Raw genomic sequence first — 1,187 nt, forward strand, 5'->3', positions numbered from 1 at the left:
GCAGCCGCACCTCGTCCGAGCACCTGCCGAGCACCGACAGCCCGTATTTCGCCCCGGCGACGCCCGGCTCGGCGAAGATCGCCTCGTGAAGCGGCATCAGCCGGTCCTGGTACTCGAGCGCCTTCGCGTAGTCCCCCGCCAGCGTCGCCTCCTGCATCTCGGCGCAGAGCTTCGGCGCCACGTTCGCCGTCACGCTGATGCAGCCGACGCCGCCCTGCGCGTTGAAGCCCACCGCCGTCGCGTCCTCGCCCGAGAGCTGGACGAAGTCCTTGCCGCAGGTGATCCGCTGTTTCGGCACGCGGGAGAGGTCGCCCGTCGCGTCCTTCACACCGACGATGTTCGGCAGCTTGGCGAGCTCGCCCATCGTGGCGGGCAGCATGTCGATCACCGAGCGGGGCGGGATGTTGTAGATGATGATCGGGATGCCGATCTCGTTCAGCGCGCTGAAATGCGCGATCAGGCCCTTCTGCGTCGGCTTGTTGTAGTAGGGCGTCACCACCAGCGCCGCGTCCGCGCCGACGGACCTGGCGTGCTCGACGAAGCGGATCGCCTCGACCGTGTTGTTCGAGCCCGCGCCCGCGACGACAGGCACGCGGCCCGCGGCGGCGGCGACCACCTCCTCGATGACGCGCTCGTGCTCCTCGTGGGTCAGCGTCGGGCTCTCGCCCGTCGTGCCGACCGGAACGATCCCGTGCGAGCCTTCGGCGATCTGCCACTCGACCAGCGATTTCAGCGCCGCGTAGTCCACCTCGCCGTTCGCGAAGGGAGTGACGAGCGCGGGCATCGAACCTTTGAGCATCGAGGGGTCTTTCATGTCATCCGTCAGGGTGCGCGGACCCTACTCCCGGCCTTCGGAATTGCCAAGTTCGTGAGTTGCACCTGCGCGCGTCCGCCCTATCCTGCCGTCCCGCACCGGATACCGGAGGGTGCTGATGCGCCGACTGCTGCTCGCGACCTGCCTTTTCCTGTGGCCGGCGGCCGTCCTCGCCGACGCCGAGGCGCTCGGGCGCGCCATCGATGCCGCGCTTCGGGGCGACGCGGCCGTGGTGTCGGAGGCCGTGGCGCGCCTCGACGACCCCATCGCGCGCGACCTCGTGGAATGGACGCGCCTGCGCCGGGGCGGGGCGGAGTTCGCGGACTACGTGACGTTCCTCGAGCGGAACCCCGACTGGCCCGGCCTTCCCTAC

Annotated in this window: 1 protein-coding gene and 1 pseudogene; one reads left to right on the forward strand and one right to left on the reverse strand. The window is 69.8% G+C overall.

Annotated elements, in window-relative coordinates:
• Window positions 1-799, reverse strand: a 799-nt coding sequence (dapA, locus tag ACTS11_RS04230) for a 4-hydroxy-tetrahydrodipicolinate synthase (RefSeq protein WP_442639097.1), incomplete at its 3' end; no start/stop codon positions are given.
• Between the two features lie 133 nt (window positions 800-932).
• Here dapA and ACTS11_RS04235 point away from each other — a divergent pair.
• A pseudogene (locus ACTS11_RS04235) lies at window positions 933-1,187 on the forward strand (lytic transglycosylase domain-containing protein); the annotation flags it as partial.

Source organism: Roseicyclus sp., assembly GCF_052168335.1.
Lineage (GTDB): Bacteria > Pseudomonadota > Alphaproteobacteria > Rhodobacterales > Rhodobacteraceae > Roseibacterium.